General features: G+C 61.8%; 21 protein-coding genes and 3 pseudogenes. 10 read left to right on the forward strand and 14 right to left on the reverse strand.

Annotated features, from left to right (window positions below; genetic code table 11):
• Nucleotides 1-11 precede the first annotated feature (11 nt).
• Nucleotides 12-275, reverse strand: coding sequence for a hypothetical protein (locus tag C6A77_RS07245; protein WP_114168848.1), 264 nt, complete (start codon nucleotides 273-275; stop codon nucleotides 12-14).
• A gap of 123 nt (nucleotides 276-398) precedes the next feature.
• Here C6A77_RS07245 and C6A77_RS07250 point away from each other — a divergent pair, with 123 nt between their 5' ends.
• Nucleotides 399-719: a DUF883 family protein gene (locus tag C6A77_RS07250; RefSeq protein ID WP_114168849.1), complete on the forward strand. Its 321-nt coding sequence runs from the start codon at nucleotides 399-401 to the stop codon at nucleotides 717-719.
• Between the two features lie 23 nt (nucleotides 720-742).
• Here the strand turns inward: C6A77_RS07250 and miaE are convergent, their stop codons facing one another.
• Entirely contained in the window at nucleotides 743-1,360 is a 618-nt protein-coding gene (gene miaE / locus C6A77_RS07255; protein ID WP_114168850.1) for a tRNA isopentenyl-2-thiomethyl-A-37 hydroxylase MiaE, read from the reverse strand.
• 163 nt (nucleotides 1,361-1,523) lie between these two features.
• Here miaE and C6A77_RS07260 point away from each other — a divergent pair, with 163 nt between their 5' ends.
• On the forward strand, nucleotides 1,524-2,387 hold the full coding sequence (locus C6A77_RS07260) for a universal stress protein (protein ID WP_114168851.1): 864 nt from the start codon (nucleotides 1,524-1,526) through the stop codon (nucleotides 2,385-2,387).
• 142 nt (nucleotides 2,388-2,529) lie between these two features.
• On the opposite strand, the gene C6A77_RS07265 is transcribed toward C6A77_RS07260, so the two are convergent.
• The 9 genes and pseudogenes from C6A77_RS07265 to C6A77_RS07305 all read right to left on the reverse strand — a co-directional run.
• Nucleotides 2,530-2,733 carry a formate dehydrogenase subunit delta gene (locus tag C6A77_RS07265; protein ID WP_114168852.1) on the reverse strand — a complete coding sequence of 68 codons (204 nt, stop codon included), beginning with the start codon at nucleotides 2,731-2,733 and terminating at the stop codon, nucleotides 2,530-2,532.
• Nucleotides 2,730-5,612, reverse strand: coding sequence for a formate dehydrogenase subunit alpha (gene fdhF, locus C6A77_RS07270; protein ID WP_114168853.1), 2,883 nt, complete (start codon nucleotides 5,610-5,612; stop codon nucleotides 2,730-2,732). Before fdhF ends, C6A77_RS07265 begins: the two co-directional genes overlap by 4 nt.
• Complete coding sequence (locus C6A77_RS07275; protein ID WP_114168854.1) at nucleotides 5,609-7,168, reverse strand: formate dehydrogenase beta subunit; 1,560 nt, start codon at nucleotides 7,166-7,168, stop codon at nucleotides 5,609-5,611. Before C6A77_RS07275 ends, fdhF begins: the two co-directional genes overlap by 4 nt.
• Entirely contained in the window at nucleotides 7,162-7,644 is a 483-nt protein-coding gene (locus C6A77_RS07280; protein WP_114168876.1) for a formate dehydrogenase subunit gamma, read from the reverse strand. Before C6A77_RS07280 ends, C6A77_RS07275 begins: the two co-directional genes overlap by 7 nt.
• Nucleotides 7,645-7,896: 252 nt before the next feature.
• Nucleotides 7,897-8,184, reverse strand: a complete 288-nt coding sequence (locus C6A77_RS07285; protein ID WP_114168855.1) for a DUF3077 domain-containing protein — start codon at nucleotides 8,182-8,184, stop codon at nucleotides 7,897-7,899.
• Nucleotides 8,185-8,262: 78 nt separating this feature from the next.
• On the reverse strand, nucleotides 8,263-8,520 hold the full coding sequence (locus C6A77_RS07290; RefSeq protein ID WP_114168856.1) for a hypothetical protein: 258 nt from the start codon (nucleotides 8,518-8,520) through the stop codon (nucleotides 8,263-8,265).
• A gap of 418 nt (nucleotides 8,521-8,938) precedes the next feature.
• On the reverse strand, nucleotides 8,939-9,571 hold the full coding sequence (locus tag C6A77_RS07295) for a hypothetical protein (protein ID WP_114168857.1): 633 nt from the start codon (nucleotides 9,569-9,571) through the stop codon (nucleotides 8,939-8,941).
• A 10-nt stretch (nucleotides 9,572-9,581) separates the two neighbouring features.
• Nucleotides 9,582-9,872: a hypothetical protein gene (locus tag C6A77_RS07300; RefSeq protein ID WP_114168858.1), complete on the reverse strand. Its 291-nt coding sequence runs from the start codon at nucleotides 9,870-9,872 to the stop codon at nucleotides 9,582-9,584.
• A 281-nt stretch (nucleotides 9,873-10,153) separates the two neighbouring features.
• A pseudogene (locus tag C6A77_RS07305) lies at nucleotides 10,154-10,693 on the reverse strand (GNAT family N-acetyltransferase); the annotation flags it as partial.
• Between the two features lie 154 nt (nucleotides 10,694-10,847).
• Between C6A77_RS07305 and C6A77_RS07310 the strand changes: the two are divergent.
• On the forward strand, nucleotides 10,848-11,825 hold the full coding sequence (locus C6A77_RS07310; protein ID WP_114168860.1) for a LysR family transcriptional regulator: 978 nt from the start codon (nucleotides 10,848-10,850) through the stop codon (nucleotides 11,823-11,825).
• A gap of 15 nt (nucleotides 11,826-11,840) precedes the next feature.
• On the opposite strand, the gene C6A77_RS07315 is transcribed toward C6A77_RS07310, so the two are convergent.
• Nucleotides 11,841-12,302, reverse strand: coding sequence for a Rid family hydrolase (locus tag C6A77_RS07315; RefSeq protein WP_114168861.1), 462 nt, complete (start codon nucleotides 12,300-12,302; stop codon nucleotides 11,841-11,843).
• Between the two features lie 229 nt (nucleotides 12,303-12,531).
• On the opposite strand from C6A77_RS07315, the gene C6A77_RS07320 reads away from it, so the two are divergent.
• The 5 genes from C6A77_RS07320 to C6A77_RS07340 all read left to right on the forward strand — a co-directional run bounded on the left by C6A77_RS07320 (nucleotide 12,532) and on the right by C6A77_RS07340 (nucleotide 15,991).
• Nucleotides 12,532-13,218 (forward strand): hydrolase, encoded by a 687-nt coding sequence (locus tag C6A77_RS07320; RefSeq protein ID WP_114168862.1) that lies wholly within the window; start codon nucleotides 12,532-12,534, stop codon nucleotides 13,216-13,218.
• Between the two features lie 122 nt (nucleotides 13,219-13,340).
• Nucleotides 13,341-13,763 (forward strand): AraC family transcriptional regulator, encoded by a 423-nt coding sequence (locus C6A77_RS07325; protein ID WP_114168863.1) that lies wholly within the window; start codon nucleotides 13,341-13,343, stop codon nucleotides 13,761-13,763.
• An 81-nt stretch (nucleotides 13,764-13,844) separates the two neighbouring features.
• The gene (locus C6A77_RS07330; RefSeq protein ID WP_114168864.1) at nucleotides 13,845-14,192 is read left to right on the forward strand and encodes a metalloregulator ArsR/SmtB family transcription factor; all 348 of its coding nucleotides are present in this window, start codon (nucleotides 13,845-13,847) and stop codon (nucleotides 14,190-14,192) included.
• Nucleotides 14,193-14,213: 21 nt separating this feature from the next.
• Complete coding sequence (locus C6A77_RS07335; protein WP_114168865.1) at nucleotides 14,214-15,497, forward strand: arsenic transporter; 1,284 nt, start codon at nucleotides 14,214-14,216, stop codon at nucleotides 15,495-15,497.
• Nucleotides 15,498-15,520: 23 nt separating this feature from the next.
• Nucleotides 15,521-15,991 (forward strand): arsenate reductase ArsC, encoded by a 471-nt coding sequence (locus tag C6A77_RS07340; RefSeq protein WP_114168866.1) that lies wholly within the window; start codon nucleotides 15,521-15,523, stop codon nucleotides 15,989-15,991.
• A 43-nt stretch (nucleotides 15,992-16,034) separates the two neighbouring features.
• Here C6A77_RS07340 and C6A77_RS26165 read toward each other — a convergent pair.
• Nucleotides 16,035-16,189 (reverse strand): annotated as a pseudogene (locus C6A77_RS26165) (site-specific integrase); the annotation flags it as partial.
• Between the two features lie 314 nt (nucleotides 16,190-16,503).
• Here C6A77_RS26165 and C6A77_RS07350 point away from each other — a divergent pair.
• Nucleotides 16,504-17,904: an ATP-binding protein gene (locus C6A77_RS07350; protein ID WP_114168867.1), complete on the forward strand. Its 1,401-nt coding sequence runs from the start codon at nucleotides 16,504-16,506 to the stop codon at nucleotides 17,902-17,904.
• Between the two features lie 200 nt (nucleotides 17,905-18,104).
• Complete coding sequence (locus C6A77_RS07355) at nucleotides 18,105-18,944, forward strand: hypothetical protein (RefSeq protein WP_114168868.1); 840 nt, start codon at nucleotides 18,105-18,107, stop codon at nucleotides 18,942-18,944.
• 6 nt (nucleotides 18,945-18,950) lie between these two features.
• On the opposite strand, the pseudogene C6A77_RS07360 reads toward C6A77_RS07355, so the two are convergent.
• Nucleotides 18,951-19,919 (reverse strand): annotated as a pseudogene (locus C6A77_RS07360) (DUF4113 domain-containing protein); the annotation flags it as partial.
• Between the last annotated feature and the right edge of the window lie 157 nt (nucleotides 19,920-20,076).

A 20,076-nucleotide genomic window follows, 5' to 3' on the forward strand; every position in this document is an offset into this window, starting at 1 on the left:
GCGCGGTGCCGTCAGCGGCTGGCGCTGGCGGCGGCCATCAGCTTGTTGACTTCGCTGCGCACCATGCTGGCGTATTCGGGCGGCGCCATGCCGTCCAGCTCGGCGCGCACCCACTCGGCCCATTTGCCCTTGCGCCGTGGCTTTTCGGCGATCAGCCGGGCCGCTTCGCCCTTGGCCTTGCCCAGGTTGTTCTGCCACAGCTCGAACAGCCGGGCCTTCTCTGCCTCGATCTGCGCCCGTTCCTCGAAGCTCATGTTGGCCAGATTGAAACTCATGACTCACCTGCCTGACGGTAAATGGCGGCTATCTTACACCAACAGCCCAGCCGCACGCCGAAGCAACTTTTCTGGCGCGCAAGTATCCATTGTTCAAACCACACCATCGACGAGGACGAGTTCATGGCCCGGAAAAACGCCGCGCTGGCCGACAGCGATCAAATCAAGGACCAGGTGTTCAGCGAGTTGCAGGCGCTGATCGAAGAATCGGAAAAACTGCTCAACGACAGCGCCGCACTGGTCGGTGAAGAGGCGGAAACCCTGCGCGCGCAGGTCAGCCTGAAGCTGCGCCAGGCGCGCCATGCCGCCAACAAGGTGCGCAGCCGCGCGCAACCGGTGGTCGAGGCCACCCAGGATTACATCGGCGGCCACCCGTGGCAGACCGTGGCCATTTCCGCAGGCCTCGGCCTGGTCGCCGGCCTGCTGCTGGGCCGCCGTCACTGACGCCGGGCGCCGCCTGGTGCGAATCAGGCGGCCTGCGCCAGCGGGATACCACTGTGAAAGCGCAGCTCCTGGTCGGGTGACTGGATCAGCTCGACCTCGGCCGCGCGCACCAGCGCCACCCGGCGGGCAATGTCTGCCTCATCACCATAGTTGTGCGCCAGCTTCAGGTAACCCTGGTAGTGGCGCGCCTCACTTTTCAGCAAGCCGTGGTAGAAGCGCCCCAGTTCCTCATCCAGGTGCGGCACCAGCGCGGCAAAGCGCTCGCAGCTGCGCGCCTCGATGAACGCGCCCACCACCAGGGTATCCACCAGCTTGACCGGTTCGTGGGCGCGCACCAGGCGCCGCAAGCCCGAGGCATAACGCCCCGCCGACACCGGGCGCAGCGGCACGCCACGCCGCTTCATCAGGCGCAGCACCTGTTCGTGGTGCACCAGCTCCTCGCGGGCCAGGCGCGACATCATGTTGATCAGGTCGAGGTGGGTGTTGTACTTGGCGATCAGGCTCAGGGCGGTGCTGGCGGCCTTGAATTCGCAGTTCTTGTGGTCGATCAGCAGGGTTTCCTGGTCGGCGAGCGCCGCTTCGATCCAGGCGTCTGGCGTCGGGCAACCCAGGAAAGCGTCGATTTCGGGAATCAGGGACATAAGCGTGCAACCACACAGAACAGGCAGGGCCGGCGATTATACCGGCGGCGGCGGGCGGCGCCAGTGACTATGCTTGATGTGCATCAAGCGCCCGCGCGGCGAGTGCCGACTATAGTTTGCCAAGCCCATCGGCTTGCCACTTTCTCTGAACGGAGTTGACCCCATGCAAGCGGTCCGCAGCATCCTCGTCGTCCTCGACCCCGAGCACGCCCACAGCCGGGCGCTGACCCGGGCCAAGCTGATCGCCGGGGTCACCGGCGCGCGCCTGCACCTGCTGATGTGCGACAGGAAACATGACCACAGCGCACTGCTGAGCCTGCTGAGCAGCCAGCTGCATGATGACGGCTACGACAACGTCACCCACGAAGAGGCCTGGCGCGGCAACCTGCACGACACCATCATCTACGTGCAGCAGGCCGAAGGCTGCGAACTGGTGATCAAGGAACACCGCCCGGACAACCCGCTGAAAAAGGCCCTGCTCACCCCCACCGACTGGAAGCTGCTGCGCCACTGCCCGTGTGCCGTACTGATGGTGAAAAGCGAGCGACCGTGGACCGGCGGCAAGGTCCTGGCGGCCGTGGATGTGGGTAACCAGGACGAAGACCACCGCCGCCTGCACGCCAGCATCATCGACCATGGGTTCGAGATCGCCAAACTGGCCAAGGGCGAGCTGCATGTGATCAGCGCTCATCCCTCACCGATGCTGTCGGCGTCGGACCCGGTGTACCAGCTGAGCGAGACCATCGAGCAGCGTTACCGCGACGCGTGCAAGGCCTTCCAGGCGGAATACGACATCGGCGAAGAGCGCCTGCATGTGGCCGAAGGGCCGGCGGATGTGCTGATCCCGCATACCGAGAAGCAGCTCGATGCGGTGGTGACGGTGATCGGCACGGTGTGCCGCACGGGGATTTCCGGGGCGCTGATCGGCAACACTTCGGAGGTGGTGCTGGATGCGCTGGAGGGGGATGTGCTGGTGCTCAAGAGCGAAGAAGCCATCGCGCACCTGGCCGAGCTGGCCCGCGGCTGAGTTTTCCTTCCTCAGGAGGACATAGGATTCCTTGAAATTGCAGGGCCCCTGTGGGAGCGGGTTTACCCGCGAAAGCGGCGGTGAGTCCAACGACGCATTCGCGGGTAAACCCGCTCCCACAGCGATTTCTTGCAAGTAATAGCTAGCCCAACGCCTCACGCACCTTCGGGTCCAGCCCCTCCCCTGCATTGGCCTCGATCCACTCCGCCAGCTGCCGGCGCATCGCCGGCGTCCAGAAGCTTTGCAGATGCTGCCGTACCCCTTGCACCGCCAGCGCCCGGTTCGGCTCGCTGTCGAAGTAATGGGCAATCTGGTTGGCCATCTTGACCAGGCTGTCGCTGCTCATCGGCGCACCTCGGCTTTTTCTGCTGTGCGGCGTTCCTTCAGCAAGCGCTGCTGTTCATCACTGAAGTCCTGATAGCGCTTCTGCCACTGCGAAGGCTGGAACACCTTCACCACTTCCACCGCCGTGACCTTGTACTCCGGGCAGTTGGTGGCCCAGTCGGAGTTGTCGGTGGTTATCACGTTGGCCCCCGATTCAGGGAAGTGGAACGTGGTGTACACCACCCCCGGCGCCACCCGCGCACTGACCCTGGCGCGCAGCACGGTCTGCCCGGCACGGCTGCCGATACCGACCCAGTCGCCGTCCGCGATGCCACGGCTTTCGGCGTCGGTCGGGTGAATTTCCAGGCGGTCGGCATCGTGCCAGGCAACGTTGCCGGTGCGGCGGGTCTGGGCGCCGACGTTGTACTGGCTGAGGATGCGCCCGGTGGTCAGCAGCAGCGGGTAGCGGCTGTTGACCTTTTCTTCGGTGGGCACATAGCCGGTGAGCATGAAGCGCCCCTTGCCACGTACGAACTGCTCGATGTGCATGGTCGGCGTGCCATCTGGCGCGGCGTCGTTGCACGGCCACTGCAGGCTGCCGTGGCGGTCGATCTCGGCGTAGCTGACGCGGTGGAAGGTCGGCGTCAGGCGGGCGATCTCGTCCATTATCTCGGACGGGTGGCGGTAGTTCATCGGGTAGCCCAGGGCATTGGCCAGGGCCACGGTCGCTTCCCAGTCGGCCTTGCCGGCCAGCGGCTCCATGACCTTGCGCACCCGCGAGATGCGTCGCTCGGCATTGGTGAAAGTCCCGTCCTTCTCGAGGAACGAGCTGCCCGGCAGGAACACATGGGCGAACTTGGCCGTTTCGTTGAGGAAGATGTCCTGCACCACTACGCACTCCATGGCCAGCAGGGCCGCAGTGACGTGCTGGGTGTTGGGGTCGCTCTGGGCAATGTCCTCGCCCTGGCAGTACAGGGCCTTGAAGCTGCCATCCAGCGCCGCCTCGAACATGTTGGGGATGCGCAGGCCCGGGTCGGGCTGCAAGCTCACGCCCCAGGCCTGCTCGAACTCGGCGCGCACACCCTCGTTGGAAATATGCCGGTAGCCGGGCAGTTCGTGCGGGAACGAGCCCATGTCGCACGAGCCTTGCACGTTGTTCTGCCCGCGCAACGGGTTCACCCCTACCCCTTCACGGCCGATGTTGCCGGTGGCCATGGCCAGGTTGGCGATGCCCATTACCGCCGTGCTGCCCTGGCTGTGTTCGGTCACGCCCAGGCCGTAGTAGATGGCCGCGTTGCCACCGGTGGCGTACAGGCGGGCGGCGGCGCGGATCTGCTCGGCGGGTACGCCGCAGACCGGGCCGAGCACCTCGGGGGCGTTTTCCGCCAGGCTGACGAAATCGCGCCAGCGGGCGAAGTCTTCGGTTTCGCAGCGATCATCGATGAAGCGCTGGGCCAGCAGGCCCTCGGTCACGATCACATGGGCCAGGGCGTTGAGCATGGCCACGTTGGTGCCCGGGCGCAGTTGCAGGTGCAGCTCGGCGCGGGCGTGCGGCGAGTCGACCAGGTCGATCCGGCGGGGGTCGATCACGATCAGCCGCGCGCCCTGGCGCAGGCGGCGCTTGAGCTGCGAGCCGAACACCGGGTGGGCGTCGGTGGGGTTGGCACCGATCACCAGCACCACATCGGCCTGCATCACCGAATCGAAGCTTTGCGTCCCGGCCGACTCACCCAGCGTCTGCTTCAGGCCATAGCCGGTAGGCGAATGGCACACCCGCGCGCAGGTGTCGACGTTGTTGTTGCCAAACGCCGCGCGCACCAGTTTCTGCACCAGGTAGGCTTCTTCGTTGGTGCAGCGGCTGGAGGTGATGCCGCCGATCGAGTCACGCCCGTACTTGAGCTGGATGCGGCGGAACTCGCTGGCGGCGTAAGCCACCGCCTCGTCCCAGCTCACTTCCTGCCATGGGTCTTCCAGGCGCTTGCGGATCATCGGTTTGGTGATGCGGTCCGGGTGGGTGGCGTAGCCCCAGGCGAAGCGGCCTTTGACGCAGGCGTGGCCGTGGTTGGCACCGCCGTTCTTGTCCGGGACCATACGCACCAGCTGGTCGCCTTTCATCTCGGCGCGGAACGAGCAGCCGACGCCGCAGTAGGCGCAGGTGGTGATGACCGCACGCTCGGGCTGGCCCAGCTGCACCAGGCTCTTTTCGGTCAGGGTGGCGGTCGGGCAGGCCTGCACGCAGGCGCCGCACGACACGCATTCGGAGGTGAGGAAGTTTTCACCGCCTGCCGCCGCCACCCGCGACTCGAAACCGCGCCCGGTGATGGTCAGGGCGAAGGTGCCCTGGATGTCCTCACAGGCGCGTACGCAGCGGCTGCAGACGATGCACTTGCTCGGCTCGTAGTCGAAATACGGGTTGGATACGTCTTTTTTCTCGGCCAGGTGGTTGGCGCCGTCGTAGCCATAGCGCACCTCGCGCAGGCCCACCTGGCCAGCCACGGTCTGCAGCTCGCAGTTGCCGTTGGCCGAACAGGTCAGGCAGTCCAGCGGGTGGTCGGAGATGTACAGCTCCATCACGTTGCGGCGCAAACCGGCCAGGCGCGGGGTTTCGGTGTGCACCACCATGCCTTCGCTGACCGGCGTGGTGCAGGAAGCCGGGTAACCGCGCATGCCTTCGATTTCCACCATGCACATGCGGCACGAGCCGAAGGCTTCGAGGCTGTCGGTGGCACACAGTTTGGGGATGCTGGTACCGAGCATGGCTGCAGCGCGCATCACCGAGGTGCCGGCGGGCACCGTGATGGCGCGGCCATCGATGCTCAGGCTGACTTGCACCTCGCTGTCACGGGCCGGGGTGCCGAGGTCGCTGCTTTTATCAGAAGCGGGGTCGAAGAAATTGATCACTGCGCGGCCTCCGTGTGGGTCAGCCCGAAATCGGCGGGGAAGTACTTCAGCGCACTGGCTACCGGGTAGGCGGTCATGCCGCCCATGGCGCACAGCGAGCCGTACTGCATGGTGTCGCACAGGTCACGCAGCAACAGCGCGTGGTCGTGGCGCTCGGTCATGTCGCTGGTCGCGATCAGGCGGTCGACCACTTCCATGCCGCGGGTAGAGCCGATGCGGCACGGGGTGCACTTGCCACAGGATTCCTCGGCACAGAACTGCAGGGCGAAGCGCGCCATGCTGGCCATGTTCAGGGTGTCGTCGGCCACCACCACCCCGCCGTGGCCGAGCATCGCGCCCATGGCGGCGAAGGCTTCATAGTCCAGCGGCGTGTCGAAGTGGCTGGGCGGTACCCAGGCCCCGAGCGGGCCGCCGACCTGGGCGGCCTTCAGCGGCCGACCGCTGGCGGTGCCGCCACCATAGCCTTCGACCAGTTCGCGCAGGGTCAGGCCGAAGGCGCGTTCCACCAGGCCGCCGTGGCGGATGTTGCCGGCCAGCTGGAACGGCATGGTGCCCAGCGAGCGGCCCATGCCGAAGTCGCGGTAGAACGCCGCGCCCTTGGCCAGGATGATCGGCACCGAGGCCAGGGTAAGCACGTTGTGCACCAGCGTCGGCAGGCCGAACAGGCCTTGCAGCGCCGGTAGCGGCGGCTTGGCGCGGACGATGCCACGCTTGCCTTCGAGGGATTCGAGCAGTGCGGTTTCTTCGCCACAGATATAGGCACCGGCACCGACCCGCACTTCCAGGTCGAAGGCCTGGCCGCTGCCGGCCACGTCGTTGCCGAGGTAGCCGGCGTCACGGGCGATGGCGAAGGCCTGGTCGAGCATGCGGATGGCGTCGGGGTATTCCGAGCGCACGTAGATATAGCCCTTGTCGGCACCGACGGCGAGGCCGGCGATGATCATGCCTTCGATCAGCAGGAAGGGGTCGCCTTCCATCAGCATGCGGTCGGCGAAGGTGCCGGAGTCGCCTTCGTCGGCGTTGCACACCACGTACTTCTGCCCGGCCCCGGCGTCACGCACGGTGCGCCACTTGATGCCAGCCGGGAACGCCGCACCGCCACGGCCGCGCAGGCCGGAATCGAGCACGGCGGCGACCACTTCGGCACCGTCCAGCGCCACGGCCGCTTGCAGGCCGGCGAAGCCGCCATGGGCACGGTAGTCGTCCAGCGACAGGGGCCGGGTAATGCCGGCGCGGGCGAACAGCAGGCGCTGCTGGGTGTTGAGGTAAGGGATCTGTTCGACCGGGCCCAGCGCCAGCGCGTGGCTGCCGGGTTCGCCGGCCAGGGCGTCGAGCAATGCCGGTACGTCTTCGGGGGTGACCGGGCCGAAGCCCAGGCGCCCTTGCGCGCTGTCGCACTCCAGCAGCGGCTCCAGCCAGTACAGCCCGCGCGAGCTGGTGCGCTGGATGTCCAGCGTCAACTGGCGGCGCTCGGCCTCACGCTGCAAGGCGTCAGCGACCTGGTCGGCACCAACGGCACGGGCCACCGAATCGCAGGGTATGTACAGCTTCAGCATGCTGCGTCCTCCTGGCAGGCGTTGACCAAGGCGCGCAGGCGCTCAGGGGTAAGGCGGGCGTGCACCTGGCCGTCCAGCTCCAGTGCCGGCGAGCAGGCGCAGGCGCCCAGGCAGTACACCGGGCGCAGGCTGATGGCGCCGTCGGCGCTGGTGCCATGGTCGTCCAGCGCCAGCTGTTCGCGCAGTTGCGCGGCCAGCGCCTCGGCGCCACGGCTCTGGCACGACTCGGCGCGACACAGGCGCAGGGTGTGGCGCGCCGGCGGCGTGGTGCGGAAATCGTGGTAGAAGCTGATGACCCCGCGCACCTCGGCCAGGCTGAGGTTCAGGGCATGGGCAATTTCGTCGACAGCGGCATCGGGGATGTAGCCGATGTCGTGCTGGATGGCATGCAGGATCGGCAACAGCGCGCCGGGGGTATCCTTGTCGCGGGCCAGGATGCGGTGGATCACAGGCAGGTGGAGCAATTCATCAGGCATACAGCGGACCTCGGCATCACGGACCCTGCCTGAATTGTTGTGAGGGCAGGTGTCCGGCGTGTTCTGCTGCGGCACGCCGGCCACGTCACGGTTGCGTGGTGCCAGCGGCCTCCTTGCCTGCGGCCGCACGTCTGCGCGCACTGATCCGAGGCATCCTGCAAGCATGGCATTTGTGGCGCCGGGGGGTTGCGTGCGAGCGACCAGGCGCATCCTGAAACCGACGCGGGTTGCTTACCGCGGCGCCTGGGCCGGTCAGCGGTTCTTGCGCATGCCCATGTGGGCGTCGTCCATCAGTGCCTTGGCCATGTCGCAAAGAAAGTGCGACGCCCAGACCAGCACCGGTTCGTTGTCCATGACGCCGATAAACGATGCTCGCCGCGAGCAATCCATCAATACCGATGCTTGTTCGATGGCATGGTCACAGCAGTTGCCCGGTTCCACGCGGAACAGTTTCTTGTTGTCCAGCACACCGTCGAGGAATGTCGCCGAACCTACGGTAAGGCCTAGCGTGCCGGTGTCTTCATCCAGTGTCTTGTCCATCTGCAACCCTCTTCTGTAGCGGCTGGACTGTGCGCTATGCGCCCCCGGCCCAGCCTGTCAGCATTGGAAATCAGCCAGTCAGTGCAGTGTGTGCATCTGCGGCCTGCCACTGAGCTGCACCTGCGCTATCGCTGTCTCCAGCAATGTGCGCACAGCCTCCATTTCGTGCATGACTGCCAGGGTCATGAGCGTGGCGGGAGACCTGGGCAGCGTGGAGATGGCCTGATGGCCTACGGACAAGGCGCAGAGCACGTATTCCGTGGCCTGGGTCAGGGTGTCTTCAAGGTGATGGGGGGCATCGTTTGAGAACGGTGGATCGGGAACAAGTTTACGCATGACAGCCTCCAGACAATAACAAGTCGGACCGTCGCCAGATCACTTGCAGATGATAGGGTGGCGGCTACATGCGGGCCTGCAAGACCGGGCTTGGAGGTCGATTCCCGGCTGGCCCGAAGACCACCCGCATGCAGCCACCATTGAACGAAGCCAACAGCAACTGAAACCAAACCAAGCAACGGGCTTGCAGACCCGGTCGTTGAATTTGCAACGACAAGGCGAGACTAGGGGGCTCAGGTTTCCATCGCAATGGTGAAACGGCTTGAAAAGGATGATTCAGAAATGGACTACGCGGAAGGGGAAAAATCTGATCAATTCTTGTAGGAACCGGGTTTTGCAGCAACGCGCATGAGCCTTGTCCAAGTGCCGGCGAGCAGCACAACGCTTGGCGCTACGCTGCACGCCTTTCAAACATCCACTACAACGCCAGGCGTGCCAGCCGCTGCAACGCGCGAATCACCTCTTGGTCCCGATTCTCCAGCACATCCGCCTGAATACGCGCGATCACCGCCTTGAGCAACTCGGTCTGGTTCATCTCGGTATGTTGCTGAAGCGCAAGCATGTCTTCTGCCATGTACGGGTTGACCTTCATCGACAACCGCCGGGTTGCATCGGAGCGCGCCAGCCCGCGCTGTTCTCGCTGCTCATCCAGCGCCTGGACGAACGCCCGATGCGCGGTTTGCAACTGCCCGCACTGCTGCGCCTGCACCAGCTGCTGAAAATAGTGGGCAAGGAACAACTTGCGCAAATGGGCCCCGGCCTCGTTGCTGACCGCGTGCATGGCCGCATCGAGCACATCCAGATAGACCGCCGGCAACCGCGCCTCGATCGACTTGAGCTGCTGCTTGCGCGCCTCGCGAATGGCCGGCGTGGATTGCGGTGGAATGGCGACCACACCCTCACACCGCGAGCACACCCCCACAAGAATGTCCTTGGCCGCCCCCTGGCCATCGCTGAACGGCACATCACGGCGCGCATAATGCGTGGGCACCACGGCCTGGCAATGCTCGCAAAGGGCCTTGCCCCGGTCGCCTTCGAAAAAGATCTTCATGATCTGCTACTCACTGGTGAACGCTGATGAACCAGGTGTCTGGCTCGATGAAAAAGAACTTGATGTACCAACCATCGCGCCGGAGCACATGCACCTCGATGGCTGCGACGGCATGGTGCGGGCTGCTGGCATGGTGGATACCTCGGCATGAGCGAACGACTTCGGCCACTTCGCCGGCTGACACCTCCCCTGTAGCCAGCAGGTTCTTTACATCGATATCCCTGCGTGAAACGTGTTGGTACTCCCCTGCCTCAAGCGCCGCTATCACTGCTCGCTGGGCCTCCCTGAAGCCGAATTTCATAGCTCATCCCTGTCGATACGAAAATCATCGTACAAAACCCGGATCAAATCTACCGCCTGCCGAGCCTGGGCGACCAGTGGTAACCAGGCCAGGTCCGGGTGGTGATCCGGAACACGCATTCAATTTTCTAAAAGCTGGCGCGACCTCTGTGGGAGCGGCCGTGGCCGCGAACACCGGCGTAGCCGGTGCCATCCACCGCGTTGGATTCTTCGCGGGTGAACCCGCTCCCACAGGGTCCGCGAAGCGCTTGCGAATTCACTCCTCTTTGGCCTGCCCGCCAACCTGCCAAGCCATTCAGCCCGGGTCATCTCCCAGATCTCGACAGGCATCGGCCCACAGACAAAATCACCCTCTCGCACGCCCATCCTACGCATCCCCTCATGTTCCGAGACCTTGCGGGACGCCTGGTTGGCAGCTGCTTTGGGCACCTGCATCAGCGGGCGCGACAACACTTCAAACCAGTACCCGTTGATGGCCCGACACGCTTCACGCATATAGCCTCGCCCCCACCACTGCGGCGCCAACCAGAAGCCCCGGTTGTTGCCAGGCTGGTCAAACAGACTGATGCTGCCAAGGACGCTCTCGGCATCGTCGCGCAGGCGGATCATCCAGTGCCATTCATGTCCGGCAGCCATCGCCGGCAAGGCGACATCCCGCACATAGACCAGCGCCCCGTCGTCCGGATACGGCCATGGCACACGACGATCCAGGTAGCGAACCACCTCCCATTGCGCAAATAGCGCCTGGATGGCGGGCGCATCCTGCAACTGCAGTGGCGTAAGCAGCAGGCGATCGGTGAACAATGTCGGGAGGCGATCCATGGCATGGGTTCCTGGGCATCCTTGGAGCCTCGATGGTCTGCGATGGCGTCGTTGCTGTCGAGCCGGGCGTGGGGTTCCTCTGCGGGGTTTCACCGCTTTGTTCACCCATGCGCTTCTCGTATCATCACCCGCATTCGCATCTGGATCGAAATCTGTGCAATCGCTCACTGGAAATTCACCCTCTGGCTCGGCAACCCCTGGTAGCGCCAAGTGGGACGCAGGCGAGGCCGTCAACCAGCTGTCGTGGGACGACCTGCGCATCATCAAGACCCTCAGTGATTGCGGCAATCGTGCCGCCACGGCCAAGAAGCTCGGGGTCAATGTGTCCACTGTTTCGCGGCGCATCGCCCAGGTCGAGCGAACGCTCGGCATTGCGCTGTTCGACCACCGCAAGTCGGGTTACCTGCTTACCGCCGAAGGTGCCGAGCTGCGGGCGCTGGCCGAGCGCGTGGAACTGGACATCGTCAGCGTCACGCGGCGGGTTTCACGCGCTGGCCAAGGCCCGCTCGGCAAGCTGCGGATCACCACCAGCGACTCGCTGCTGCTGTACTTCCTCACCCCGATCATCGCCGAGTTCAAAGCGCTGAACGAGGGCATCACCCTGGAAGTGCTGGTGGGCAACCAAACCTTGAGCCTGGCCCGGGACGAGTCCGATATCGCCATTCGGGCAACCCGCAAACCCGCAGACAGCCTGGTGGGACGCAAACTGGCCAACATCGCCTGGGCGCCCTACTGCTGCGCCAGCCAGGCCACGGCAGCCGCACTGTTCCACGAGGAACAGCCCTGGGTCTCGTACTCCGCCGCCTTGTGCGGTTTGCGCGCGACCCACTACGTCGAGAACCGGGTGGCCCCCGAGCGCATCGTCTACCGCACCGACTCTGTCGCTGCAGCCAGCGTCGCCATCGCGGCCGGGCTCGGCTTTGGCTTTCTGCCCTGCATGCTGGGCGACATCACGCCGGGGTTGGTGCGTGCAGGCCCGGTGGTACCGGAGCTGCAGGATGAGTTGTGGCTGCTGACTCACCAGGACATTCGCAAGTCGTGGCGAGTCAAAGCCTTCATGACCTTCTGCGCCGCCGCCGTGGCCGAGCAGAAGGCCCTGGTCGAAGGGCAGCTGGTTCGCCCGGCCAGCTGACCGGCGAACGCTCGCTCAAACGCCCCGCGCGCCTATCACCGCCCTGCACACGATCTCGATCAGCTGAGGGCGCTGGGCAAGCCTGGAAACGCCAATGATGTTGCTGGCGCACTGCGGGCGCTCGCTACCGTATGCCGCCTTGCGCACCTTGCCGACCACGGCGAAGGCAGCGTCCATGTCCAGCACGTACAGCGTCTCTTCGACCACGTCCTGCATGCCCGCCCCATACACGGCGAGCAGCTTGGCGATGTTGTCGTAGGCCGCCCGCATCTGTTCGCCCATCGACGCGAAATCACTGGGCCTGCCATCCGCGCCGAGCGGCGCCGGGGCGATGAGGTTGCCCTCTTCATCATGGTTGAACTGGCCCGAGATAAAGATCTCGTTACCCACCCGCCGCGCCTGCGGATAACCGTAGGCCTCTTCCCAGCCAACGCCCCAGTAAGCGGTGTCTTTATTGTGTGGTTGTGAAGCTGCCATGTGCATTCCCCTGCAGATGAGCGAACCGGATTGGCCCGCTGGCGAGGCGAATGCTAGCAACGCGGCCGCTTACGCAGTGGCGTATTAATAGGCCTCCAGTGGCGCAAAAGTGCGCCACCGAAGCGTGCCTGGTTTCGCTATCTTTTGCTCCACCTCAGGCGGCGAGCCAACTGAGGCGTGCACTTCTGACAGGTGCGTTCGACCATTATCCAGCGGAGAGGAAGCAATCATGCGCAACCCCAACACCGAAGTTCTGACCCCACTGAACAGCCAGCTGATCTTCATCGATCAACAGCCACAAATGGCCTTCGGCGTGCAGAGCATCGACCGGCAGACGTTGAAGAACAACACCGTTGCCCTGGCCAAGGCAGCGCGGATTTTCGATGTACCCACCACGTTTACCACCGTCGAGACCGAGAGCTTTTCGGGCCACACCTACCCCGAGCTGCTGGCGGTGTTCCCGGACGCCCCGCTGCTCGAGCGCACCTCGATGAACTCGTGGGATGACCAGAAGGTGCGTGACGCGCTGAAGAACAACGGCCGCAACAAGGTGATCGTGTCCGGCCTGTGGACCGAGGTCTGCAATACAACCTTCGCCCTTTCGGCCATCAACGATGCCGGCTACGAAATCTACATGGTGGCCGACGCATCCGGGGGCACCAGCAAGGAAGCCCACGATTACGCCATGCAGCGCATGATCCAGGCCGGCGTGATACCGGTGACCTGGCAGCAGGTGCTGCTGGAATGGCAACGGGACTGGAGCAACCGAGGCACCTACGACGCCGTCATGCAACTGGTCAAGGAACATTCCGGCGCCTATGGCATGGGCGTCGACTACGCCTACACCATGGTGCACAAGGCGCCTGAGCGCGTGCAGCACGGCCCGACCCTGGCACCGGTCGCGGCAACGGTCTAAGCCGGCGCTAATAGCCCCTTCCACCGGGGCTGTTCCTACATGCAAAGGGTGCGCAGCCGTCAATTTCATCAGCGTGAAGCGCTCGCACCCGGTTACCAGAACCTGTGAACAGGGGTGAGAACATGGATAAATTCACCGTGCCGGCGGCTGTGCGAGCGGCCTCGACAGCAGCGCCCGGCGCCTGGCAGATAGAAACCGCCAAACAACTCATGCTGCAGCGGCTGGATACCGGCATCACGGTAACCGAACTCGCCGAAGCGTGCGCATTGTCGCGCAGCCATTTCTCGCGCCTGTTCAAGCAAAGTACCCGTATGCCCCCGCAGCAATGGCTGCGCGAGCAGCGGGTAAGGAAGAGCAAAGCGTTGTTGAAGGCTTCGACGATGCAGTTGGTGGACATCGCACTGGTCTGCGGTTTTTTCGACCAGTCGCATTTCTGCCGGACCTTTTCCAGAGCCGAAGGCATGACGCCGCAGAGGTGGCAGCAGCAGGCATTCGACCACCGTCGGTCATCGGCAAGCCCGGTTTGTGCAGTCACAACGCGTTAGAAGCCAGCCTGCGGATATTGCGCTTGCTCGATACATATGGATATCCGTATATTCAGCTCTCCATATGTACCGAGCGCCGCCATGATCACCCCTCCCGAACTGTTCAAAAGCCTGTCGGACGAGACCCGCGCGCGTGCCACATTGTTGATCGCCAGCCTTGGCGAGCTGTGCGTCTGCGAGCTGATGTGCGCCCTGAACGACAGCCAGCCGAAAATCAGCCGTCACCTGGCGCAACTGCGCAGCAGTGGCTTGCTGCTCGACCGCCGTCAGGGCCAGTGGGTGTATTACCGCCTCAACCCGGCCCTGCCCGCCTGGGCCCTGGACCTGTTGCAGGTGACCCTGAAGGCCAATGCCCAATGGCTGCAAGCCAACAGCGAACGCCTGCAGAACATGCACGATCGCCCCGTGCGCAGCGCCGCCTGCTGCTGAACCCACCACTTAGAGCCCGCCATGCTAGTCGCACTTACCGTTTTCGTATTCACCCTGACCCTGGTCATCTGGCAGCCCAAGGGCCTTGGCGTCGGCTGGAGCGCCGCACTGGGCGCGCTCATCGCCCTGGCCACCGGCGCGGTGTCCTTGAGTGACATCCCGGCCGTGTGGGCCATCGTCTGGAATGCCACCGCTACCTTCATCGCGATCATCATCATCAGCCTGCTGCTGGATGAAGCCGGCTTCTTCGAGTGGGCGGCCCTGCACGTGGCGCGCTGGGCCAAGGGCAGCAGCTATCGGCTGTTCGCCTTCTGCATACTGCTGGGCGCCGCCGTGTCGGCACTGTTCGCCAACGACGGTGCGGCACTGATCCTCACGCCTATCGTCATGTCGATGCTGATCGCCCTGCGCTTCTCGCCGGCGGCCACCCTGGCGTTCGTCATGGCGGCAGGCTTCATTGCTGACACCGCCAGTCTGCCGCTGGTGGTGTCCAACCTGGTGAACATCGTCTCCGCCGACTACTTCGGGCTGGGGTTCGCCGAATATGCAGCCGTGATGGTGCCGGTCAACCTGGCGAGCGTGGCCGCGACCTTGCTGGTGCTGTTCCTGTACTTCCGTCGCGACCTGCCACGCCAGTACGCCGTCGAGGCGCTGCAGGCGCCCAGGGCGGCCATCCGTGACCACGCCACGTTCGTGGTAGGCGGGTGGACGCTGCTGCTGTTGCTGGTCGGCCTGTTTGCCCTGGAACCGATGGGCATCCCGATCAGCGCGGTCGCGGCGGTGTGCGCCGCGCTACTGTTCGCGGTAGCCGCCCGCGGCCACCGCATCTCCACCCGCCGCGTGCTTCGCGAAGCGCCGTGGCAAGTGGTGATCTTTTCCCTGGGCATGTACCTGGTGGTCTACGGCCTGAAAAACGCCGGCCTGACCGCCATGCTCACGCGCTTGCTCGACCAGTTCGCCGAGCACGGTGTATGGGGCGCCGCCATCGGTACCGGCCTGCTTTCGGCGCTGTTGTCGTCGGTGATGAACAACATGCCCAGCGTGCTGGTCGGTGCGCTGTCAATCCAGGCCAGTGGCGCCGAGGGCCTGGTGCGCGAAGCCATGATCTACGCCAACGTCATCGGCTGCGACCTGGGGCCGAAGATCACCCCCATCGGCAGCCTCGCCACGCTCCTGTGGTTGCACGTACTGGAACGCAAGGGCGTACGCATCACCTGGGGGTATTACTTCAAGGTAGGCCTGCTGCTGACCCTGCCCGTGCTGCTGATCACCCTTTCGGCCCTGGCACTGCGCCTGAGCCTGTGACCACCCCAATCGAGGAACCTTCCATGCGCGTTCTGTTCATGTGCACCGCCAACAGCTGCCGCAGCATCCTGTCCGAAGCCCTGTTCAACCACATGGCGCCGCCAGGGTTCGCAGCGGTCAGTTCAGGCAGCTTCCCCAAAGGGCAGGTACTGCCACGCAGCCTGACCACGTTGCAACAGGCCGGCATCCGTATCGAAGGCCTCAGCAGCAAAGGTAACGAGGCCTTCGAGGCCAACCCGCCGGATATCGTCATCACTGTCTGCGACAAGGCCGCCGGCGAAGCCTGCCCGGTGTACTTCGGCCCGGCGCTGAAGGCACATTGGGGGTTGGCGGACCCGTCCGAGGTGCAGGGTGACGAAACGGTGATCGAGGCTGCTTTTCATGCCACGCTCGGGCATATCGAGAAGCGCTTCGAAGCTTTCTTTGCGCTGTCGTTCGGGGCGCTGGGGCGCGATGAACTCACGAGGGAACTGGACCGCATAGGGGGGCTTTGAGCAGGACCATGTAGGTTGTTTTTTGAATACCATCAGACCGAGATTTGGTCTCTCGTCGCTTCGCCCAGGCTTGAGCAGCCTGCTTGCGGGCGAATGTCTGGGCTTCTTGGTAAACTATGACACCCTTTTTCCTGAGGCGGATCTGGACGGAGTAGCTGACCGTCCCATCGGCCTTTTCTTTGCTCTGATCGTTGCCATGACTTTCAGTGGTTCAAGCGTGATTGGCGGTGGTACATCGTACCGGTGTCACTCCCAAAACCACAAAACGGCACAAAAATGCGTAGACCAGAATGCCCCTAGAATCAACCTCAAAGCCACAAACCACGCGCCCTGAGCCTTCCCGTCGCTTCAGCGTTGCCCCCATGATGGATTGGCCACTCTTGTCTAGACCCCCTATTTTCAAGGCCTGCAGGAAAGATCCGCTGACCTCGTACCAATTCTGTACCATCAAAGAAAAAAAAACTGCGTTGCGAACATACCGTTCACGTTGAGCCCCGTTTGCTGTCTAGGCTATGCTCGCTGCCAGTTTTGGTGGAGCTGGTACTTCTTCTATGCAAACGATTGCAATCACTGGCGCCCAAGCGCGCCAGTTGTTGGGCCAACATGAGGGGCATTTCTTAGATTTTAAGGCCAAGGAAATTGCACCTGCCAAACTCACAAGGTCAATATCCGCATTCGCTAATGCTGAAGGCGGTGATATTTACATCGGCATATCCGAAAATAATGGATCTTTCGCTTGGAATGGGTTTAATGATGCAGAAGATGCCAACCCTTTCATTCACACGTTTGAAAAACTATTCCCAGTAGGAGATGAATTTCTTTACGAATTCCTTTCCTGCCCTGAAATGCAGGGCTTGGTTCTTCACGTTGCTGCGAAAAAATCTGTCCGAATCATTCTAGCCAGCGATGGTTTCCCCTATCTTCGGCGAAATGCTCAAAAAATAAAAATTGACACCGATGAACTGAAGCGCCGCCTTGAATTAGATAAAGGAATTTACTCCTTTGAAGGCGAAACGGTCGACATTGATTTAGAGCTAGCCACAGAATCCGCAGTCATGCGGGGCTTTTTGTCAGCAAACATTCCCAACCGCAGTGCTGATGATTTTTTGCGCATGGAACTTCTCGTACGGAGAGGCCTTCCCAAGGTAGCAACTGTGCTACTTTTTACCGACCTGCCTCAAGCAGCACTACCGGACCGGAGCAGTGTAAAACTAGCTCGTTACAGAACGTCTGGCGCGGCACACCGGGATGCACTTGTCGGAGCGGCTGAAACGATCGAGGGGCCACTCTACGACTTAATCCATTCTGCTGTTGACAAAACCAAGAAGCTGGTTGAGGCACATCAGGTGCAAGGGGAAGTTGGCTTAGAACTTGCCAAATATCCTCACGAAACATTGCACGAAATCATCACCAATTCAATAATCCACAGAGATTACAGTCTCCCTGACCATGTGCACATCAGAGTTTTCGACAATCGAATTGAAGTAGAGAGCCCAGGACGACTAGCCGGACAAGTTACAGTGGAGAATATTTTAGACACTCGCGCAATCCGCAACGGGCAAATTAATCGCCTTATCAACAAGTTCCCTGATCCGCCCAACAAGGATATGGGGGAAGGCCTCAACACGGCGGTTGAGGCAATGCGTGGAGTACGCTTAAAGGACCCATTCTTCAAAGAGATGGAAAATTCGTTTCTTGTAACTATTCCTCATGAATCCCTCGCTACTGCTCAGGAAATGATTCTGGAATACCTTACAGCAAATGACACTATCACTAACAAGCAAGCAAGAAAGCTTTATCCAGTACCGACGCAGCACAGAATGCGCGCCATCATCCAGAAAATGGTGGAGCAGAATCTGCTAGAACCGGTGGAGGGCACTCAGCGAGGTGGTACAAAATACAGGAAGCCGTAAAGCTCTCCTGTAGCACACACCAATTATGCTGCTGCAAGAAAAGGAAAAGGATAGGATTCGCATAACAGGCCCATCCTTCTCCGGAACTACATCCGCACCACCACAGCTACCTGCTAGTGTTGCGAGGATGGCGCTTCTGTTTCTCTTGATGTATATCATCGGGATAACCCTCCAATAACCAAAGTCTCACGAGATACCAGATGCCGGACGAAAAAGAGACAATTTCGATCACTGAATTCTTAGAGACCTGCCCTCCGAGCCAGGCTTTCCTCATAAGCGACTTGACTCAATGGCTATCACTCAGCACGCGTTCCTTTCAAGCAGTCAACACCCCTCCTTTGCAGTTGCATTGCACTCATGAGCAATGTAATGGAACCAGATTCTTTAGATGCATCAGCGGAGCCACTGCACTAGACTCTGGGGAGTCGAAAGATATATTTCTAAATTATCGTTGTGCAAACTGTCTAACAACCACTAAAAGCTTTGCTCTCAAAGCAATTGCCGACGAAAAAAATCACTCTGGCGCACTTCAAAAATATGGTGAATACCCACCGTACGGCCCGCCAACTTCCCCGAAGCTGATGAAGCTCATTGGCCCCGACCGGGAACTCTTCCTCAAGGGCAGGCGGTGCGAAAACCAAGGCCTTGGCGTTGGAGCTTTCGTTTACTATAGGCGCGTGATTGAGAATCAAAAAAACAGGATTCTCAGTGAAATCAAGAAAGTATTAGAAACACTGAAAGCTCCAGATACCGCCATCGAAGCAATCAACAACGCAATTAATGAAACTCAATTTTCAAAATCCATGGATATAGCTGAGCCGACCATTCCCGAAGCATTATTCATAAACGGCCACAATCCACTAAAGCTAGTTTATCGAGCGCTTAGCGATGGAATACACAATCACTCCGACGAGCACTGCCTAGGGCAAGCCTCGTCCATCAGGATTGTTCTTGGAGAGCTAGCTGACAGGTTAGCGCAATCTTTGAAAGATGAGGCAGAGTTAACCCACGCACTGAACAGGTTGTTGAACCCGAACTAGCTCTTACTATCGGGCATAAACAGTCCAGACCTGATCAACTCGCGTCGTGTAAGACTGACTCATCATTTCTCGGCGCATCCCCCAATCGGGAGTGCGGGGGACGCTCCCGGCCCGCACCGTTCCCTTACCATACCGGTCGTTGATCTCATCGAGCGCTGACATCAGTCGGCCGCTGGCCACAGGCTGCGTCACCGCAAACAGATCATCGGTGAACTCGCCAGGCTGCCGCAGATCGAGCAGCAATACCTCGGCCTTGCTGTACCGGTAGCCGGCCTGGTAGACCCGCTCCACGGCGTCTGTTGCGGCCCTGGTCAGCAGCAAGGTGTCATTGGTGGGATACGGCAGGTCGACTAGGGCACCCTTGGCGAAGTGCAGCTCGTTGGGGTTGAACATACCGGTGCGGATCGATACCCGCATGCGCTTGCATACCGAGCCCTGGGCTCGCAGCTTCTCGGCTGCCCTGCCCGTATAGGTGGCCACTGCCTGCTTGATCGGCGTCAGCTCCGTCAGGCGCTTACCGAACATCCGGCTGCAGCAGATCTCCTGCTTTGGTGGATCTGCCTCATCCAGTTCAAGGCATGGTGTGCCGGTGAGCTCGCGCGCGGTCTTCTCCACCACCACACTGAACCTGTCGCACAGCATTCTCGGATCCGCCTGGGCCAGCTCCATCGCCGTGCGGATACCCATGGCCTCCAGGTGCGCAGTCATCCGCCGGCCGATGCCCCACACCTCTTGCACCTCGGTGTTGCGCAGCACCCAGTCGCGTTTAAAGTCGTCGGTGATGTCGACCACACCGCCTGTCTGCGCCTGCAAGCGCTTCGCGGTGTGGTTGGCTAGCTTCGCCAAAGTCTTCGTGCGAGCGATCCCGATACCAACAGGGATGCCCGTACAGCGCAGCACCTTGGCGCGCACATCCCGGCCGAACTGGGTGAGGCTGCCCGCCACGCCTGTGAGATCGGCGAAGCACTCATCGATGTAAAGGAAAGATTATCAGCTATAGACACACTTCCGCACCTTGTCGCCTGTGGTGTGAGCCTGCAGAGAGGATGTCCATAGAAAAGCATCAATTCCACTCATTTTTTCGATCTATGTCCATAGCTATCAGATCTCTATCAAGCAGTAGCCAACCTAT

It is taken from the genome of Pseudomonas sp. AFG_SD02_1510_Pfu_092, from assembly GCF_003331055.1.
In the GTDB taxonomy this organism is placed as follows: domain Bacteria; phylum Pseudomonadota; class Gammaproteobacteria; order Pseudomonadales; family Pseudomonadaceae; genus Aquipseudomonas.

What these genes read in the sequence shown, in the direction of transcription:
- C6A77_RS07340 (WP_114168866.1), top strand. Translation starts at nt 15,521, where the DNA reads ATGCGCGTTCTGTTCATGTGCACCGCCAACAGCTGCCGCAGCATCCTG.
- C6A77_RS07290 (WP_114168856.1), bottom strand. Translation starts at nt 8,520, where the DNA reads ATGCGTAAACTTGTTCCCGATCCACCGTTCTCAAACGATGCCCCCCAT.
- C6A77_RS07330 (WP_114168864.1), top strand. Translation starts at nt 13,845, where the DNA reads ATGATCACCCCTCCCGAACTGTTCAAAAGCCTGTCGGACGAGACCCGC.
- miaE (WP_114168850.1), bottom strand. Translation starts at nt 1,360, where the DNA reads ATGTCCCTGATTCCCGAAATCGACGCTTTCCTGGGTTGCCCGACGCCA.
- C6A77_RS07355 (WP_114168868.1), top strand. Translation starts at nt 18,105, where the DNA reads ATGCCGGACGAAAAAGAGACAATTTCGATCACTGAATTCTTAGAGACC.
- C6A77_RS07280 (WP_114168876.1), bottom strand. Translation starts at nt 7,644, where the DNA reads ATGCCTGATGAATTGCTCCACCTGCCTGTGATCCACCGCATCCTGGCC.
- C6A77_RS07260 (WP_114168851.1), top strand. Translation starts at nt 1,524, where the DNA reads ATGCAAGCGGTCCGCAGCATCCTCGTCGTCCTCGACCCCGAGCACGCC.
- C6A77_RS07350 (WP_114168867.1), top strand. Translation starts at nt 16,504, where the DNA reads ATGCTCGCTGCCAGTTTTGGTGGAGCTGGTACTTCTTCTATGCAAACG.
- C6A77_RS07285 (WP_114168855.1), bottom strand. Translation starts at nt 8,184, where the DNA reads ATGGACAAGACACTGGATGAAGACACCGGCACGCTAGGCCTTACCGTA.
- C6A77_RS07265 (WP_114168852.1), bottom strand. Translation starts at nt 2,733, where the DNA reads ATGAGCAGCGACAGCCTGGTCAAGATGGCCAACCAGATTGCCCATTAC.
- C6A77_RS07300 (WP_114168858.1), bottom strand. Translation starts at nt 9,872, where the DNA reads ATGAAATTCGGCTTCAGGGAGGCCCAGCGAGCAGTGATAGCGGCGCTT.
- C6A77_RS07320 (WP_114168862.1), top strand. Translation starts at nt 12,532, where the DNA reads ATGCGCAACCCCAACACCGAAGTTCTGACCCCACTGAACAGCCAGCTG.
- C6A77_RS07335 (WP_114168865.1), top strand. Translation starts at nt 14,214, where the DNA reads ATGCTAGTCGCACTTACCGTTTTCGTATTCACCCTGACCCTGGTCATC.
- C6A77_RS07250 (WP_114168849.1), top strand. Translation starts at nt 399, where the DNA reads ATGGCCCGGAAAAACGCCGCGCTGGCCGACAGCGATCAAATCAAGGAC.
- C6A77_RS07245 (WP_114168848.1), bottom strand. Translation starts at nt 275, where the DNA reads ATGAGTTTCAATCTGGCCAACATGAGCTTCGAGGAACGGGCGCAGATC.
- C6A77_RS07295 (WP_114168857.1), bottom strand. Translation starts at nt 9,571, where the DNA reads ATGAAGATCTTTTTCGAAGGCGACCGGGGCAAGGCCCTTTGCGAGCAT.
- C6A77_RS07315 (WP_114168861.1), bottom strand. Translation starts at nt 12,302, where the DNA reads ATGGCAGCTTCACAACCACACAATAAAGACACCGCTTACTGGGGCGTT.
- C6A77_RS07325 (WP_114168863.1), top strand. Translation starts at nt 13,341, where the DNA reads ATGGATAAATTCACCGTGCCGGCGGCTGTGCGAGCGGCCTCGACAGCA.
- C6A77_RS07275 (WP_114168854.1), bottom strand. Translation starts at nt 7,168, where the DNA reads ATGCTGAAGCTGTACATACCCTGCGATTCGGTGGCCCGTGCCGTTGGT.